At 64.8% G+C, this 15,113-nt stretch carries 21 protein-coding genes and 1 tRNA gene; 17 read left to right on the top strand and 5 right to left on the bottom strand.

All coding sequences use genetic code 11. The features are described 5' to 3' along the window. Nucleotides 1-192 precede the first annotated feature (192 nt). Together GEU84_RS08240 and GEU84_RS08245 are read left to right on the top strand one after the other, a co-directional pair. Nucleotides 193-939 (top strand): sulfite exporter TauE/SafE family protein, encoded by a 747-nt coding sequence (locus GEU84_RS08240; RefSeq protein ID WP_174539492.1) that lies wholly within the window; start codon nucleotides 193-195, stop codon nucleotides 937-939. Between the two features lie 46 nt (nucleotides 940-985). Beyond that, nucleotides 986-2,128 carry a hypothetical protein gene (locus GEU84_RS08245; RefSeq protein ID WP_174539493.1) on the top strand — a complete coding sequence of 381 codons (1,143 nt, stop codon included), beginning with the start codon at nucleotides 986-988 and terminating at the stop codon, nucleotides 2,126-2,128. Here the strand turns inward: GEU84_RS08245 and GEU84_RS08250 are convergent. Continuing rightward, on the bottom strand, nucleotides 2,125-2,436 hold the full coding sequence (locus GEU84_RS08250) for a hypothetical protein (protein ID WP_174539494.1): 312 nt from the start codon (nucleotides 2,434-2,436) through the stop codon (nucleotides 2,125-2,127). The genes GEU84_RS08245 and GEU84_RS08250 overlap by 4 nt on opposite strands. Before the next feature lie 228 nt (nucleotides 2,437-2,664). On the opposite strand from GEU84_RS08250, the gene GEU84_RS08255 reads away from it, so the two are divergent. From GEU84_RS08255 to GEU84_RS08315, 13 genes are all read left to right on the top strand, one after another. Beyond that, nucleotides 2,665-3,519 (top strand): HpcH/HpaI aldolase/citrate lyase family protein, encoded by an 855-nt coding sequence (locus GEU84_RS08255; protein ID WP_217438525.1) that lies wholly within the window; start codon nucleotides 2,665-2,667, stop codon nucleotides 3,517-3,519. A gap of 9 nt (nucleotides 3,520-3,528) precedes the next feature. Further along, nucleotides 3,529-4,074 carry an NnrU family protein gene (locus GEU84_RS08260; protein ID WP_174539495.1) on the top strand — a complete coding sequence of 182 codons (546 nt, stop codon included), beginning with the start codon at nucleotides 3,529-3,531 and terminating at the stop codon, nucleotides 4,072-4,074. A gap of 4 nt (nucleotides 4,075-4,078) precedes the next feature. Continuing rightward, nucleotides 4,079-4,282: a DUF1737 domain-containing protein gene (locus GEU84_RS08265; protein ID WP_174539496.1), complete on the top strand. Its 204-nt coding sequence runs from the start codon at nucleotides 4,079-4,081 to the stop codon at nucleotides 4,280-4,282. Next, nucleotides 4,282-5,304, top strand: coding sequence for a MaoC family dehydratase (locus GEU84_RS08270; RefSeq protein ID WP_174539497.1), 1,023 nt, complete (start codon nucleotides 4,282-4,284; stop codon nucleotides 5,302-5,304). The genes GEU84_RS08265 and GEU84_RS08270 overlap by 1 nt, the downstream gene beginning before the upstream one ends. Before the next feature lie 110 nt (nucleotides 5,305-5,414). Then, entirely contained in the window at nucleotides 5,415-6,062 is a 648-nt protein-coding gene (locus GEU84_RS08275; protein WP_174539498.1) for a TorF family putative porin, read from the top strand. A gap of 245 nt (nucleotides 6,063-6,307) precedes the next feature. Beyond that, on the top strand, nucleotides 6,308-6,691 hold the full coding sequence (gene sdhC / locus GEU84_RS08280) for a succinate dehydrogenase, cytochrome b556 subunit (protein WP_174539499.1): 384 nt from the start codon (nucleotides 6,308-6,310) through the stop codon (nucleotides 6,689-6,691). A gap of 9 nt (nucleotides 6,692-6,700) precedes the next feature. Further along, nucleotides 6,701-7,072, top strand: a complete 372-nt coding sequence (gene sdhD / locus GEU84_RS08285; protein WP_174539500.1) for a succinate dehydrogenase, hydrophobic membrane anchor protein — start codon at nucleotides 6,701-6,703, stop codon at nucleotides 7,070-7,072. A gap of 10 nt (nucleotides 7,073-7,082) precedes the next feature. Further along, a complete protein-coding gene (sdhA, locus tag GEU84_RS08290; protein ID WP_174539501.1) occupies nucleotides 7,083-8,885 on the top strand; it encodes a succinate dehydrogenase flavoprotein subunit in 1,803 nt (600 codons plus the stop codon). Continuing rightward, on the top strand, nucleotides 8,885-9,616 hold the full coding sequence (locus tag GEU84_RS08295; RefSeq protein WP_174539502.1) for a suppressor of fused domain protein: 732 nt from the start codon (nucleotides 8,885-8,887) through the stop codon (nucleotides 9,614-9,616). Before sdhA ends, GEU84_RS08295 begins: the two co-directional genes overlap by 1 nt. After that, the gene (locus GEU84_RS08300; RefSeq protein WP_174539503.1) at nucleotides 9,613-9,930 is read left to right on the top strand and encodes a hypothetical protein; all 318 of its coding nucleotides are present in this window, start codon (nucleotides 9,613-9,615) and stop codon (nucleotides 9,928-9,930) included. Before GEU84_RS08295 ends, GEU84_RS08300 begins: the two co-directional genes overlap by 4 nt. Next, nucleotides 9,927-10,217, top strand: coding sequence for a hypothetical protein (locus GEU84_RS08305; protein ID WP_174539504.1), 291 nt, complete (start codon nucleotides 9,927-9,929; stop codon nucleotides 10,215-10,217). The genes GEU84_RS08300 and GEU84_RS08305 overlap by 4 nt, the downstream gene beginning before the upstream one ends. A gap of 3 nt (nucleotides 10,218-10,220) precedes the next feature. Then, nucleotides 10,221-10,997: a succinate dehydrogenase iron-sulfur subunit gene (locus GEU84_RS08310; RefSeq protein WP_174539505.1), complete on the top strand. Its 777-nt coding sequence runs from the start codon at nucleotides 10,221-10,223 to the stop codon at nucleotides 10,995-10,997. Next, nucleotides 10,994-11,500 carry a YdcF family protein gene (locus GEU84_RS08315; protein ID WP_338144774.1) on the top strand — a complete coding sequence of 169 codons (507 nt, stop codon included), beginning with the start codon at nucleotides 10,994-10,996 and terminating at the stop codon, nucleotides 11,498-11,500. The genes GEU84_RS08310 and GEU84_RS08315 overlap by 4 nt, the downstream gene beginning before the upstream one ends. A 67-nt stretch (nucleotides 11,501-11,567) precedes the next feature. Here the strand turns inward: GEU84_RS08315 and GEU84_RS08320 are convergent, their stop codons facing one another. The 4 genes from GEU84_RS08320 to GEU84_RS08335 all read right to left on the bottom strand — a co-directional run bounded on the left by GEU84_RS08320 (nucleotide 11,568) and on the right by GEU84_RS08335 (nucleotide 14,302). Continuing rightward, a complete protein-coding gene (locus GEU84_RS08320; protein WP_174539506.1) occupies nucleotides 11,568-11,960 on the bottom strand; it encodes a hypothetical protein in 393 nt (130 codons plus the stop codon). 199 nt (nucleotides 11,961-12,159) lie between these two features. Next, on the bottom strand, nucleotides 12,160-12,864 hold the full coding sequence (gene deoD, locus GEU84_RS08325; RefSeq protein WP_174539507.1) for a purine-nucleoside phosphorylase: 705 nt from the start codon (nucleotides 12,862-12,864) through the stop codon (nucleotides 12,160-12,162). A 51-nt stretch (nucleotides 12,865-12,915) separates the two neighbouring features. Further along, nucleotides 12,916-13,563, bottom strand: coding sequence for a GntR family transcriptional regulator (locus GEU84_RS08330; RefSeq protein ID WP_174539508.1), 648 nt, complete (start codon nucleotides 13,561-13,563; stop codon nucleotides 12,916-12,918). 31 nt (nucleotides 13,564-13,594) lie between these two features. Then, nucleotides 13,595-14,302 carry a M48 family metallopeptidase gene (locus GEU84_RS08335; protein WP_174539509.1) on the bottom strand — a complete coding sequence of 236 codons (708 nt, stop codon included), beginning with the start codon at nucleotides 14,300-14,302 and terminating at the stop codon, nucleotides 13,595-13,597. A 181-nt stretch (nucleotides 14,303-14,483) separates the two neighbouring features. On the opposite strand from GEU84_RS08335, the gene GEU84_RS08340 reads away from it, so the two are divergent. Continuing rightward, nucleotides 14,484-14,819 (top strand): TIGR02300 family protein, encoded by a 336-nt coding sequence (locus tag GEU84_RS08340; protein WP_174539510.1) that lies wholly within the window; start codon nucleotides 14,484-14,486, stop codon nucleotides 14,817-14,819. Nucleotides 14,820-14,928: 109 nt separating this feature from the next. Further along, a tRNA-Ala gene (locus GEU84_RS08345) sits at nucleotides 14,929-15,004 on the top strand. Nucleotides 15,005-15,113: the final 109 nt, after the last annotated feature.

The following is a 15,113-nucleotide window of genomic DNA, read 5'->3' on the forward strand; positions in this document are numbered from 1 at the left end:
CGGTGTTCATGTGACGCGGCGATGGGTAGCCCTTCACCGGCCACCGCGCAAGCCTGCTGCGGCGCGGCGGGGGTTGCGGCTGCCTGCGCAGGGAATGTTTGCGCTAAAGCCGGGCGGCAGGGGGGCGGGGATGCGGGTTGCCGTATCCCAATGTATACCGGGCCAGGCAGAAGTGATTCGGGGCGGGGGTGCATGGAGGGCGGGGTATTCTGGGCATTGGCCGTGCTGGCCGCGCTGCTGATCGGGCTCAGCAAGGGCGGCCTGCCGGTGGTGGGGATGCTGGGCGTGCCGGTGCTGTCGCTGGTCATCTCACCCGTCACCGCTGCGGGCATGCTGCTGCCGATCTTCGTGGCGTCCGACATCTTCGGGCTGTGGGCTTACCGGCGGAACTTCGATCTGCGGGTGCTGAAGATCCTGATCCCGGCCACCACGCTGGGCGTGGCCTTTGGCTGGGCCACGGCCAGCATCGTGCCGGAACGGCTGGTGACGGGGCTGGTGGGGCTGATCGGCGCCAGTTTTGCGGCACATCTTCTGTTGCGCCGGGGCGAGCGGCCCGCGCGTGAGGCAAGGGTGGGGCCGGGGCTGTTCTGGGGGGCCGCGGCAGGCTTCACCAGTTTTGTCAGCCATGCGGGTGCCCCGCCCTATCAGGTCTACGTCCTGCCGCTGCGGCTGGAAAAGGCGGTGTTCGCGGGCACCTCGACCATTCTGTTCGCCTATGTGAATGCGATCAAACTGGTGCCCTATGCCGCGCTGGGGCAACTTACGCCCGCCAATCTGGCGGTGTCGGCCTGGCTGATGCTGCCCGCCGTGGCGGCGGTGTTCCTGGGGGTGCGGCTGGTGCGCTGGCTGCCGGAAAAGCTGTTCTTCCGGCTGGTGGTCTGGGCCTTGCTGCTGGTGTCGCTGCGGCTAATGTGGCAGGCGGCGCAATTCGGCATCTGATGGCCTTGTGGCGCAATCTGCGGGAAAAACCGGTCGGGGGCAGGGCGTGACACTTTATCTGCATATTGGTGTCAGCAAGACCGGCACATCCTCGATACAGGAATTTCTGCACATCAACCGCGCGGCCTTGCCCCGGCATGGCTTTCTGGTGCCGGCGACGCTTGTCTCGCGCAATCACCGCAACCTTGCCATCTATGCGCTGGATGACGATGTGATCGACAATCCAAAGATTGCGGCGCAACTGACGACGCCCGCGGCAATTGCCGCCTTCCGCATGGCCTTCGGGGATGCGTTGATAGCGGAATCAAGAACCTGGCCGCCGGGCGCACATGTGGTCATCAGCGCGGAACAGATGACACATCTGACGCGACCCACGGAATTTGCGCGGCTGAAGGGGCTGCTGGATGAACTTGGGCACGCTGTGCGGATCGTGGTCTATGTGCGGCGGCAGGATCTGCATTTCACCAGCGCCTATTCGCAGGGCATCAAGGGCGGGCTGGACATTGACCTGATCCCTCCGGCAGCGGATGTGGCAGAGGATGGCCCCGACCACGGGCGGTTTCACAGCCGCGATTATGCGCGGTTTCTGGCCCCCTGGGCGGCGACATTCGGCACGCCGTACGTCATCCTGCGGGTGTTCGAGCGCGGTCAGATGCAGGGCGGCGATGTCATCACGGATTTCGCGCAGGCCATCGGGCTGCCGATGGGGGGTGATCTGCTGCGCCCGCAATATCAGAACCTCAGCCTTGATTTGCGCACCATCGCCTATCTGCGCGGAATGACTGCCCATTTCCCGCGCTTCATCGACGGCAAGCGCAACAAGCGCCGGGTGCGCCTGATCGCCCTGTTGGAGCAGGTATCAGACGGGCCGCCTCCGCGGTTGGAGCCGGAAGTGGCGCGCGCTTTTCTGGCGGGTTTCACCGAGGGCAATCAGACCGTGGCCCGCGAATTTCTTGGGCGCGCGGACGGGCGGCTGTTCCACGACCCGGTGGCCGACAGTCCCGGCATCGCACCGGGTTTGGACGCAGAGCAGGCCGTGCAGATCACGCTCCGGCTGTGCGGTGCGCTGCCCTTTGCCGGGCGTGACCACGCCGCCACATTCCGCCAAGCACTCGCCGCCTGCGATGATCCGGCGGATCTGTCGGCCATTCTTGGCGTGGCGGCCCGGGTGCTGCGCCCGTTGCTTTAGGCGGGCGCACCGCTTGCGGGCAATTCCTCGACCACCGTCTCGAACCCCTCGCCCGAGGCGACGAGACAGGTCATGCCATTGGGCAGGGTGACGGTGATCGTCCACGTGCCCGAAGCATCGGATGCGTAAAGCTCCATCACGGTGCTGTTGGCGGCGATCCCCATGCCGCGCCGGGTTTCACCATATTTTCCAGCGAGTTGCCCGGTGACAGTATCGCGTGCGGCGCATTGCGGTGCGGCGTGGCCGGTCTGCACCGCCAGGATCAGGGCCACGAAACCGAAGGACAGGGCAAACAGGTTGCGGGTCATCAAACGGCCTTTCCGGGGCGGCGGGCGGGCCATCCGGGGCCCGTTGCGGCAGCCCTCATCAGTTGCGGCGCCTTGGTGGCGTCATGGGAAAAGCATGCGCGGGCTTTGCGCAAAATCCGTTAACGCCGCGCCCGGCGGGGGGCGGATTTCTGCGTCGCGGCAAATCTGTTCTTGCCGAATATGCTGAAAATGTGATCCACAACGAAATATTCTTGCTTGGAGAGAATCATGGCCATCGCCCGCCCCTACCGCTCGGTGCTGTATATTCCCGGATCGAAAGACCGCGCTCTGGAGAAGGCACGCGATCTGCCCGCCGATGCGATCATCTTTGATCTGGAGGATGCGGTGGCGGCCGATGAAAAGGGGAATGCCCGGGCCTTGCTGGCAGAAACGCTGGCCAGTGCCGATTACGGCAGCCGCGCGAAAATCGTGCGGGTGAACGGGCTGGATACACCCTGGGGTCGCGATGATCTGGCGGCCTTTGCCGGGATGGCGGTTGACGCGCTGCTGATCCCCAAGGTGTCGTCGCCCGCCGATCTGGATGCGGTGGCCGCGCTGGTGCCGGACCTGCCGCTGTGGGCGATGATGGAAACCGCGCTGGGGATGCTGAACGCGGCCGCGATTGCCGCCCACCCGCGCCTTTCAGGCATGGTCATGGGCACCAATGATCTGGCCAAGGAACTAGGCAGCCGGTTCCGCCCTGACCGCCTGCCCTTGCAGGCCGGGTTGGGGCTGTGCCTGCTTGCGGCCAAGGCGCGGGGGCTGGTGATCATTGACGGGGTTTACAACGCCTTCAAGGATGACGATGGCCTGCGCGCCGAATGCGAACAGGGCCGCGACATGGGCTTTGACGGCAAGACGCTGATCCACCCCGCGCAACTGGCGGTGGCCAACACCGCCTTTGCCCCGTCGGAGGCCGAGGTGACGCTGGCCCGCCGCCAGATCGACGCTTTTGCAGCAGCGGAACAACTTGGGCAGGGTGTGGCGGTTGTGGATGGCAAGATCGTCGAGAACCTGCATATCGTGACGGCGCGGCAGACTCTGGCAAAGGCCGAGGCGATTGCCGCGATGGACGCGACCTGAGGTGGCAGCATGATCCTGTTGATAGTCGGCATCGCCCTGTGGGCCGGTGCGCATTTCTTCAAACGGTTGGCCCCGGAACGGCGGGCCGCGATGGGCGACAAGGGCAAGGGGCTGGTGGCCGTGCTGCTGGCACTGGCGCTGGTGCTGATGATCATCGGCTATCGCAATGCCGATTTTGTGCCGGTCTGGACGCCGCCCGCGTTCCTGACCCACCTGAACAACCTGCTGATGATACTGGCGTTTTACCTTTACGCCGCATCCGGTGCGAAAACCTGGATCGCGCGGAAAATCCGCCACCCGCAGCTGACGGCGGTAAAGACCTGGGCCGTGGCGCATCTGCTGGTGAATGGCGATCTGGCGTCGATCTTGCTGTTCGGTGGCATGCTGGCCTGGGCCGTGGCCGAGGTGATCCTGATCAACAAGGCCGAGCCGCGCTGGGTGCCGCCCGCCAAGGGCCCGGTCCGCAAGGAATATACCGCCGTCATCGCCACGCTGGTTGTCGTGGGTCTGGTGATGGCGATCCACAACTGGCTGGGCGTGCAGCCCTGGGGATGATGCGATGAAGCTTTACCGTTTCCTGTCGGAAGATGACACGTCGGCCTTTTGCCACAAGGTCACGGCGGCGCTGAACAAGGGCTGGGCGCTGCATGGTGCCCCGACCTATGCCTTTGACGCGGCGCGCGGCGTGATGCGCTGCGGGCAGGCGGTGGTGAAGGATGCCCATGGCGAATACACCCCCGCAACAAAGCTGGGCGATCAGTGATGAAGACCAATCCGGGGCGGTTTTTCGAGGATTACCGGCTGGGCGAGATCATCGCCCATGCCGTGCCGCGCACGGTCAAGATGGGCGAGCGCACCTTGTATCATGCGCTGTATCCGGCGCGGCACGCGTTGCATTCGTCAGATGAATTTGCCAAGACCTGCGGCCTGCCGTTCAGCCCGCTGGATGATCTGATCGCGTTTCATGTGGTGTTCGGCAAGACGGTGCCCGACATCTCGCTGAATGCGGTGGCCAATCTGGGCTATGCCGAGGGGCGCTGGCTGGGTCAGGTCTGGCCGGGCGATACGCTGCGGTCCGAAAGCACGGTGATCGGGCTGAAGGAAAACTCCAGCGGCACATCGGGCGTGGTCTATGTGCGCACGCGGGGGCTGAACCAGCATGACGAAGTGGTGCTGGATTATGTGCGCTGGGTGATGGTGCGCAAGCGGGGGCATGGCCCTGCCCCCGAGGCGGTGGTTCCTGCCCTGGCATCGGTGGTGGCGCCCGATGCCCTGCCCATCCCCCGGGGCCTTGATTTCACGCGGTATGATTTCGCGCTGGCCGGAGAGCCGCACCGCTGGGGCGACTATGCCGTGGGTGAGAAGATCGACCATGTGGATGGCGTTACGCTGGAAGAGGCCGAGCATATGCTGGCCACGCGCCTGTGGCAGAACACCGCCAAGGTGCATTTCGATGCGACGCAGCGGGCCGATGGCCGACGGCTGATCTATGGCGGGCATATCATCAGCCTGGCGCGGGCGCTGTCATTCAACGGGCTGGCCAATGCGCAGTTGATGGTGGCACTGAACGGCGGCGCGCATGCCAACCCGGCCTTTGCCGGTGATACGGTGCGCGCCTGGTCCGAAGTGCTGGACCGCGCCGAAACCCCCGCCCCCGGCGTGGGCGCGCTGCGCCTGCGGCTGGTGGCGACAAAGGGTGCGCCCTTTGCCTTGCGGGGTGAGGATGGCAAATACCTGCCAGATGTTCTGCTTGATCTGGATTACTGGGCTTTGGTGCCACTGTGATGCGCAATTGCGCAGCGTGGGGTTCATATTGACTGCACAGTCAGAATCCAATTGACGCAGCCCCGCCGCTATGGCCCACTTTGATCAACGCCACGTGATGAGGTTGACCGATGCGCCTGCGCCCCGCCTTTTCGGCCCCGTTTCTGACGCTTTCGCTGGCTGCCCTGCCCGGCCTTGTGGCCGCGCAGGAAATTTCCGTCTACGCGGGCTTTGCCCTGACCAGCGAATATGTGTCAAGCGGGTTGAAACAATCTGACGGGCCCGCCCTGCAACCCTATGTCGAGGCAGAGATAAACGGGTTCTACGCGGGCATCTGGGCATCGAACACCGACAGCACGTTGGTGGGGGCAAAATCCGAGGTCGATCTTTACTTCGGCTACCGCAACACGGTGGGCGCGCTCAGCTATGATCTGGGCTATGCGCGCTATTTCTACTTCAGCCCCGATGACGATTGCTGCGGCGAATTCACGCTGGCGCTGGATTACGCGCTGGGGGATGTGGCCTCGGTCGGCCTGTACGTGTCGCATGACCCCGAGGCGAATTCGCTGAGCCCGGTCGCGCGGTTCGACTATTACGCCAGTGACGCGATCAGCCTGGCCACCACCTATGGCCGGTCGGACGGCAGCCATAACTACTGGACGGCGGGCGGCAGCTATGCGCTGTCAGACACCACCGCGCTGGACCTGACATGGCATGACAGCAACATTGACGAAGGCATCGCCGTGCTGTCGCTGTCGATGGATTTTTCGCTGCGCTGAGATCCGGCAGGTGGCCACAGCCACGCCTTCCGCCCGCATCAACATGGCCGGAAAGGGCGTGATTTTTGTGATCACGCCCTAAAAATTTGTGATCACAAAGATGTTTTTCTACAAATGATAGCGGGAACAGTGCCGCAATGCGGCATCTGGATGCGTGACTTGCCGGATTTTTCGGTTATCTACAGGGCAAGAAAACAGCCAGCCCGCCCACCTTGGCAGGCCAGCGCGTCGAAAAGGGAACCGATATGGCCGAAGTGAAACGGGTGCAGCGCCCCCTTTCCCCCCATTTGCAGATTTACCGCCCGCAACTGACCTCGCTTACCTCGATCCTGACCCGCATCACCGGCAATGCGATGTTTGTCACAGTGATCCTGATCGTGTGGTGGCTGCTGGCGGCGGCCTCGGGCGAGGGGTACTTCCGGGTGGCCAACGGGGTGCTGACCTCGTGGTTCGGCGATCTGGTGCTGACACTTTCGGCGCTGGGGATGTGGTATCACCTGCTGGCCGGGCTACGTCACCTTTACTTTGACAGCGGCCGGGGCCTTGACATCCCCACCGCCGAAAAGCTGGGGATCGGCTGCCTTGTGGGGTCGCTGGTGCTGACCATCCTGACCGTCATCCTGCTGTAAGGGGCCATCATGCGTTATCTGACAGACCGCAAGCGGGCCGCGGGCCTTGGTTCCTCCAAATCCGGCACCGAGCATTTCTGGCACATGCAGATCTCCAGCGTGGCGCTGCTGTTTCTGGTCCCCGCCTTCATCTTTACCTTCGGGTCGGCGCTGGGCCGCCGCTATGAGGATGTGCTGGACTATTACTCCCACCCCTTCCCCGCCGTGGTGGCCGCGCTGACGCTGATCGTCGGGCTGATCCACTTCAAGAACGGCGCGCAGGTGATGATCGAGGATTACGCCCATGGCATCACCCGCAAGGCGCTGATCATCGCTGCCACCTGCTTCAGCTATTGCAGCATCGCCATCGGGCTGTTCGCGCTGGTCAAACTGGCGCTGTGAGGACAAACGAATGACCGCTTATCCCTATGAGACCCACGAATATGATGTCGTGGTGGTTGGTGCCGGTGGTGCCGGTCTGCGCGCGACGCTGGGCATGGCCGAACAGGGCCTGCGCACCGCCTGCGTGACCAAGGTTTTCCCGACCCGTTCGCATACCGTGGCGGCACAGGGCGGCATCGCCGCCAGCCTTGCCAACATGGGGCCGGATTCGTGGCAATGGCACATGTATGACACCGTGAAGGGGTCTGACTGGCTGGGCGACACCGACGCGATGGAATATCTGGCGCGCGAGGCCCCCAAGGCGGTGTATGAGCTGGAACATTACGGCGTGCCGTTTTCACGCACTGAAGAGGGCAAGATCTATCAGCGCCCCTTTGGCGGCCATACGACGGAATACGGCGAGGGCCCCCCGGTGCAGCGCACCTGTGCCGCCGCCGACCGCACCGGCCATGCCATCCTGCACACGCTTTACGGCCAAAGCCTGAAGCAGAAGGCGGAATTCTTCATCGAGTATTTCGCGCTTGATCTGATCATGACCGACGGGCGCTGCACCGGCGTCGTGGCCTGGAAGCTGGACGATGGCACGATGCATGTGTTCAACGCCAAGCTGGTGGTGCTGGCGACCGGCGGTTACGGCCGGGCCTATTTCAGCGCGACCTCGGCCCATACCTGCACCGGCGACGGCGGCGGCATGGTGGCGCGGGCGGGCCTGCCTTTGCAGGACATGGAATTCGTGCAGTTCCACCCGACCGGCATCTATGGCTCGGGCTGTCTGATCACCGAAGGGGCGCGCGGCGAAGGCGGGTATCTGACCAACTCCGAAGGCGAGCGGTTCATGGAACGCTATGCCCCGCATTACAAGGATCTGGCGCCGCGCGACTATGTCAGCCGCTGCATGACGCTGGAAATCCGCGAAGGCCGGGGCGTGGGCGCGGGCAAGGATCATATCCACCTGCACCTGAACCACCTGCCCAAGGAAACGCTGGACCTGCGGCTGCCCGGCATTTCCGAATCCGCGCGCATCTTTGCCGGGGTGGACCTGACCAAGGAACCGATCCCTGTGCTGCCGACCGTGCATTACAACATGGGCGGCATCCCCACTAACTATTGGGGCGAGGTTCTGAACCCCACCGCTGACAACCCCGATGCGGTGTTCCCCGGCCTAATGGCCGTGGGCGAGGCTGGCTGCGCATCGGTGCATGGTGCGAACCGTCTGGGCTCGAATTCACTGATCGACCTTGTGGTGTTCGGCCGCGCCGCCGCGATCCGCGCAGGCCAGATCGTTGACCCCGCCACCCGCAGCGCCCCGGTGAACGTGGCCGAGGTGGACAAGGCCTTGGCCCGTTTCGACGGTCTGCGCCATGCCAATGGGGCCATCCCGACCGCCGACCTGCGGCTGGAGATGCAGAAAACCATGCAATCCGACGCCGCCGTGTTCCGCACCGAGGCCACACTGGCGGACGGCGAACGCAAGATGACGGCGATCGCAGGCAAGGTCGGCGACCTGAAAGTCACCGACCGCAGCCTTGTCTGGAACAGCGACCTGATGGAAACGCTGGAACTGACCAACCTGATGCCCAATGCGCTGGCCACGATCTATGGCGCGCATGCCCGCACCGAAAGCCGCGGCGCCCATGCGCATGAGGATCACCCCACCCGCAACGACGCCGAATGGCGCAAGCACACGCTGGCCTGGGTGGATGGCGCGAATGTTCGGCTGGACTTCCGCCCGGTGCACACCGACCCGCTGACGGCCGAGGCGGACGGCGGCATCAGCCTGAAGAAAATCGCCCCGGCAGAGCGGAAGTTCTGATGAGCCTTGGCCGCAACCTTCTTGCTGGCATCCTGTCCGTGGTGGCTGCAAAGCCTGCCACGGCGCAGGACGTCCCTTCCGCTGGCGGAGATGGAGAGCGGCTTTACAAACTGGTCGAAGCGCGGCTGACCGCTCACTTCGGCACCGCCCCGCATGTGATGCACGAGATCGTGTCGGACAAGGTTCATCTTGACCTGCTCCCCTTCGCCCCCAGACCGGGACAGGATTTCTGGGTGATCTCGACCATCGGCATGAGCTTTGTCGAAATGTCCGTGCCGCCGCATGTTGAAAACGGCTGGTTCTGGAAACGCGCGGAACTGATGATCGCGCTGCCCGCCGATTGGCCGGTGCCGCTGTCGTCAGAAGATCTTGCAGCCGCCGAGGACAGTTTTCATCCCCTTGCCACGCTCAAACGCACGGCGCGCTATCCGCATCTGGCCGAGACGGCCATTGCCCCGATGCAGACCGTCGACTTTGGCGAACCGCTGGGCCCTGATACGCGCATGACCGCCGTGCTGATCTGGTGGCCCGATTTCCTGCCTGCTGATGCGGCAACCATCAAGATTGGCCCGGATCAGGTGGTGAACCTCTATCAGGTCATCCCGATCCACCCCGATGAGCGGGAGTTCGCTATTTCTGCCGGATCGCCCGCTCTCTACGACTTGTTGAAGAGTGCCGGGGCAGTCCATCTGTATGATCTGCACCGGAAATCAGTGGTGAGTGGATCATGATGAAAACAGTTTTCCTGCCTGCGTTGCTGCTTCTGGCCGCCTGCAACCCGCAGGACATGGCCGATTCCGTCGCCCGCCGCGCCGCGAAATCGGTGGTGGTGCCGGTCGTCCAGCAATACATGCCCGCGCCGCAGGCCGAGGGCGTGGCCAATTGCGTGATCGACAATGCCTCGGCGGGCGAAATCTCGTCGCTGGCGCGGGATGTGGGCACGCGGGCGGGCACATCGACGGTGCAGACGGTGCTGGCCATCGCGCGCCGCCCGGCCACCACGCAATGCCTGCTGGCGCAGCAATTGCCGGTGTTGCCCGCATGACCCGCGCCGCGATCCTGTTGCTGGCCCTGCTGGCCGCCTGCGGCCCCGTGTCGCGCGAAACCGCCGAGGCGCAATGCTTTGAACGTGCCCGCCTAGCGCAGCAGCCGCGCGGAATGATCGGCATCGGCGGCGGCACCTATGGCCTTGGGGCCAAGGGCGAAATCACCATCACCTCCGACTATCTGATGGGCCGTGATCCGGCGGCCCTGTATGATTCCTGCGTTTTCCAACGCTCTGGCGAGCCGCCTTCGCAGCCGCTCTACACCCGCCCTGACTGGAAGAGATAAGCCATGGTTCAGTTCACGCTTCCGAAAAACTCGAAAATCCGCACCGGCAAGACCTGGCCAAAGCCGGATGGCAAGAATGTGCGCAAGTTCCAGATCTACCGCTGGAACCCCGATGACGGCAAGAACCCGGCGGTGGACACCTATTTTGTCGACATGGACAAATGCGGCCCGATGGTGCTGGACGCGCTGATCAAGATCAAGAACGAGATCGACCCCACGCTGACCTTCCGCCGGTCCTGCCGCGAGGGCATCTGCGGTTCCTGCGCGATGAACATCGGCGGCATCAACACTTTGGCCTGCATCTATGGGCTGGAAGAGGTGAAGGGCGACGTGAAAATCTATCCGCTGCCGCATATGCCGGTGGTGAAGGATCTGATCCCCGACCTGACCCATTTCTATGCGCAGCATGCCAGCATCATGCCCTGGCTGGAGACGAAATCGAACACCCCGCAAAAGGAATGGCGCCAGTCGATCGACGACCGTGAAAAGCTGGACGGCCTTTACGAATGCGTGATGTGCGCCTGCTGCTCCACCTCCTGCCCCAGCTACTGGTGGAATTCCGACCGCTACCTTGGCCCCGCCGCCCTGCTGCACGCCTACCGCTGGATCATCGATTCACGCGACGAGGCGACGGGCGAACGGCTGGACGATCTGGAAGACCCGTTCAAGCTGTATCGCTGCCACACGATCATGAACTGCGCCAAGACCTGCCCCAAGGGCCTGAACCCGGCCAAGGCGATTGCCGAGATCAAGAAGCAGATGGTCGAACGGGTGGTGTGATTTCCACCAATGGCCCCGGCGTTGTCATCGTGCTGGGCGCGGCGGTCTGGCCGGGGGGGCAGGCCAGCCCCACCCTGCGGCGGCGGGCCGAACACGGCGCGCGCGTGTTTCTGCAATCAGGGGCCGCGCTGCTGATCACCACCGGGGGCACGGGGCGGCATCCGCCTGCCGAGGCGCTGGTGGCCGCCGCAATCTGCCGGAGGCAAGGGGTGCCTGCGGCGGCGATCCTGTGCGAAGACCAATCTACCACCACGCTGGACAATCTGCGCTTTGCCACGCCGTTGGTGCCGCCCGGTGCGCGCATCACCATCGTGACGGATTACTACCACATCCCCCGCGCGCTGCTGACGGCCCGCATGCTGGGCCTGCGCGCCAGAGGTGCCGCCCTCGGATTTGCCCGCGCCGACATCAACCCGCGCCAGCATGCCCGCATGATATTGCGTGAGGCCTTTGCCCTGCCCGCCTATGCGCTGCGGCTGCTGTGGCGGCGCTGGCGCGGCTGAACGATTGGCGTGCAGGTCCGCCGGGCCAAAAGTTCACGTCGCACGGCCCGGCGGTGGCGCGCGCTGGCTAGCGCGTCACCTCCACCTCGACATAGCGGCCAACGCCGCCGTTGCCCCAGATGTTCACATAGACTGTCGCCCCACCCTGCAACAGCAGGCGGCGGGCCGCGGATGACACGCCGCCGTCAATCACCATCTGCTCCATCGCGGCGCGGTTGTTTGCATCGCCAAAGAAGGGATCCCATTCGTCGCCGTTCTGGCTGATGCCAAAGCGGTGGAAATTCGCCCGGTCCTGCCGCAGCACCTGCCACGGCTCAGACAGCCGTGCGCCGCTGGAATTGTAAAGGTCATCCTCGCCGATATAGGCGACATAGCCGCCGATCAGGTCTTGCGCCGCGACGGCGGCAGGCAGGGCAAGGCCCATCCCCAGGGCCGCCAGCCCGATTGAAAACATCCGCATCCGTCTCTCTCCCATTGCATCACGGGGCACCCTAAGCTGTGGAGAGATAAAAACAAAATGAAATAGATTGTCACCAAGCGGGGGTTGTGCCGCAGGCAGAAATCAGGTGCCCGGCGACGGCGTGCGGGCCGGCGCAATGGCCGTTCCCTTGCTGTTCCTGAACTGCGGACGGGGCGATGCTGCCCCGCCCGCAGGCCGGTCAGGCAAAGGCCGCCGTCAGCGCGATTTCCACCATGTCGCCAAAGCTGCGTTCGCGCTGATCCGACGGCAAAGCCTCACCCGTCAGCAGATGGTCAGAGATTGTCAGCACCGACAGCGCGCGGCGGCCATGGCGGGCGGCGAGGGTGTAAAGCTCGGCCGTCTCCATCTCCACGCACAGCACGCCATGGCGCTGCATGGCAGCCTGAAGATCATCGCGTTCGTCATAGAACACATCCGACGAATAGATCTGCCCGGCATGCGTCGGCACGCCCAGCGCCTCTGCCGCCTGCCATGCGGCCTTCAGCAGGCCGAAATCGGCGGTGGGGGCAAAGTTCAGCTCACGGAATATCCCGCGCGAGGGGGTGGACAGCGAACAGGCGCTCATCGCCAGCACCACGTCGCGGACCTTCACCCGATCCTGCATGCCGCCCGCCGACCCGATGCGGATCAGCGTCTGCGCGCCATAGTCGCGGATCAGTTCGTTCACATAGATCGACAGTGACGGCATCCCCATGCCGCTGCCGTGGATCGTCACCGGATGGCCGCGCCATGTGCCGGTATAGCCCAGCATGCCGCGCACCTCGTTCACCAGCCGCGCATCGGTCAGAAAGGTTTCCGCCGCCCAGCGCGCGCGGTAGGGATCACCGGGCAGCAGCACGGTTTCGGCAATCTCACCGGGCTTTGCCCCGATATGAACGGTCATTCTGGCCTCGTTGTCTGGCGTTGCTTCCCCTGCCCCTTACCCCGGGCGCGGTCAGCCCGCCAGATGCCGCAGACCTTGCGTCACATCGGTGCGCACGGCCAGCCGCAGCCCGGGCTCATCGCCCGCCCGCAGGGCAGCCAGAATGACGCGGTGGTGGTGTGGCGGCTCGTTGCGCCGGAGCCGGCCATACAGCGCCCGCATCGTCGGCCCCAGTTGCAGCCAGACCGTTTCGGTCAGCGCCAGCATGGCCGGGGCCTGCGCGCGCAGGTAAAGCGTGCGGTGAAATTCCAAATTGGTACGGATATAGGCCACGGCGTCACCCTTGGCCACCGCCTCGGCACTGGCGCTGTTGATCGCGGCCAGCCGGTCGATCAGCGCGAAATGCGCGCGCGGCAGGGCGCGGGCGGCCAGTTCAGGCTCCAGCAGCGCGCGGATCGCGGCCAGCTCCTCGATCCGTTCCGGCGTCAGTTCGGGCGTGGTCAGCCGCCCCGAGGATGACAGGGTAAAGGCACCTTCGGCCACCAGCCGCCGCACAGCCTCGCGCGCAGGGGTCATCGACACGTCGAAGGTCTTGGCCAGCCCGCGCAGGGTCAGCGCCTGACCGGGGGCCATTTCGCCATGCATCACCTGCGCGCGCAGGCTGCGATACAGCCTGTCATGCAGCGCGGCGGTGGAATCCGAGGGGCGGGGCGTCAGCATGCGTCACCCAAGCACCAGCGCGCACGGGCGGTCAATCCCCTTGGCCTTCAGCCCCCGCATCGAAGCGGAATGCATGCAGCGCCTGCCCGTGCCGCTTCAGCCAGGCACGGCGCGGGGTGTAGCCGGGGCACAGCCGCGCCACCACCGCCCAGAAGGCGGGTGAATGGTTCATCTCGGCCAGATGCGCCACCTCATGCGCAGCCACATAATCCAGCACCTCGGGCGGGGCCAGGATCAGCCGCCACGAAAACATCAGCGCGCCGTCACTGGTGCATGACCCCCAGCGTGACCGGGTGTCGCGCAATGTCAGGCGGCTGTAGGGCCGCCCCAGCGCCGCCGCATGCCGGTCGCAGGCCGCCGCCAGCCGGTCGCGTGCCCGCACCTGCAGGAACGCGGCCACCCGGGTGCCCACCCGCGCGGGATCGCCCGGCACCAGCAGCGAATCGCCCTCCACCCGCACCAGCCGCCCGGTGCCGGGCCGCAGCACCAGCCGCGCACCCTCGACCGGCAACAATGTGCCGATGCCCACAACCGCCGACGGGGCGACCGAGGCCAGCGCCTGCCGTATCCAGCCCTCCTGATCGCGCAGAAAGGCCATCGCCTCGGCCTCGCGCGCGCGCAGCGGCAGTGACAGCGTGACCCGCCCGTCAAGCCGCGACACGCGCAGCGAAAACCGCCGCGCCCGGGCGGACCGGCGCAGGGTGATCTCGACAGCGGGCAATCCGGGCAGAACGGGCATGGCATCTCTTGACTGGGCACCCGCAGAATAGCCGCGTGGCAGGCCAATGAAACCCCCGAAACCCCGATCTTCGCGGCCATCTTCACAGCAGCGCGCGCCCTGCCGAAAGGCTTTGACACTCCCCCCCACCTGTGGCAAGCGACTGCAATTCTGGACCAGCCAGCCTTGCAAGGGAACCACCATGCCCAAAGAAGAATGGGGCACGAAACGCATTTGCCCGACCACCGGCAAACGTTTCTACGACCTGAACAAAACCCCGATCGTCAGCCCCTACACCGGCGAGGTCGTGGATATCGAAAGCGCGCGCCGCAAGGCCGTGGCCGCCGTGATCGCCCGTGTCGCGCCTGAAAAGGACGATGACGTGTTGGTGGACGATCTGGAAACCGATGATGATCTGCTGGTTGCCGAACCCGCCGATGACGCGGAACTGGACGATGACCTGCTGGAAGACGACGCCGACGACAACGTGTCGCTGGATGATCTGGCCGATGTGGCCGGCGACGAAGAAGACGTGTAAGACAATCCGCAGCGGGGGCGCTTTTTTCCCCTTGCACCCCCCTGCGGCCTTCACTAGATAGCCCAACAGCAACGCGGCGGCACCCAAGATGCCGCGCTGCACCTCCGGTGGGGTCATAGCTCAGTTGGGAGAGCGCTTGAATGGCATTCAAGAGGTCGGCGGTTCGATCCCGCCTGGCTCCACCAATACAAACCCTCGCACATCACCCATTCGTCGCGCATCACGCCATGTTGCATCACGCCCAGGCAAAGCGCCGGGCTGACCGCTCCGGCGCTTTGCCTTTTGGCGCGGCCG

It is taken from the genome of Fertoeibacter niger, assembly GCF_009380135.2.
Taxonomy (GTDB): Bacteria; Pseudomonadota; Alphaproteobacteria; order Rhodobacterales; family Rhodobacteraceae; genus Fertoeibacter; species Fertoeibacter niger.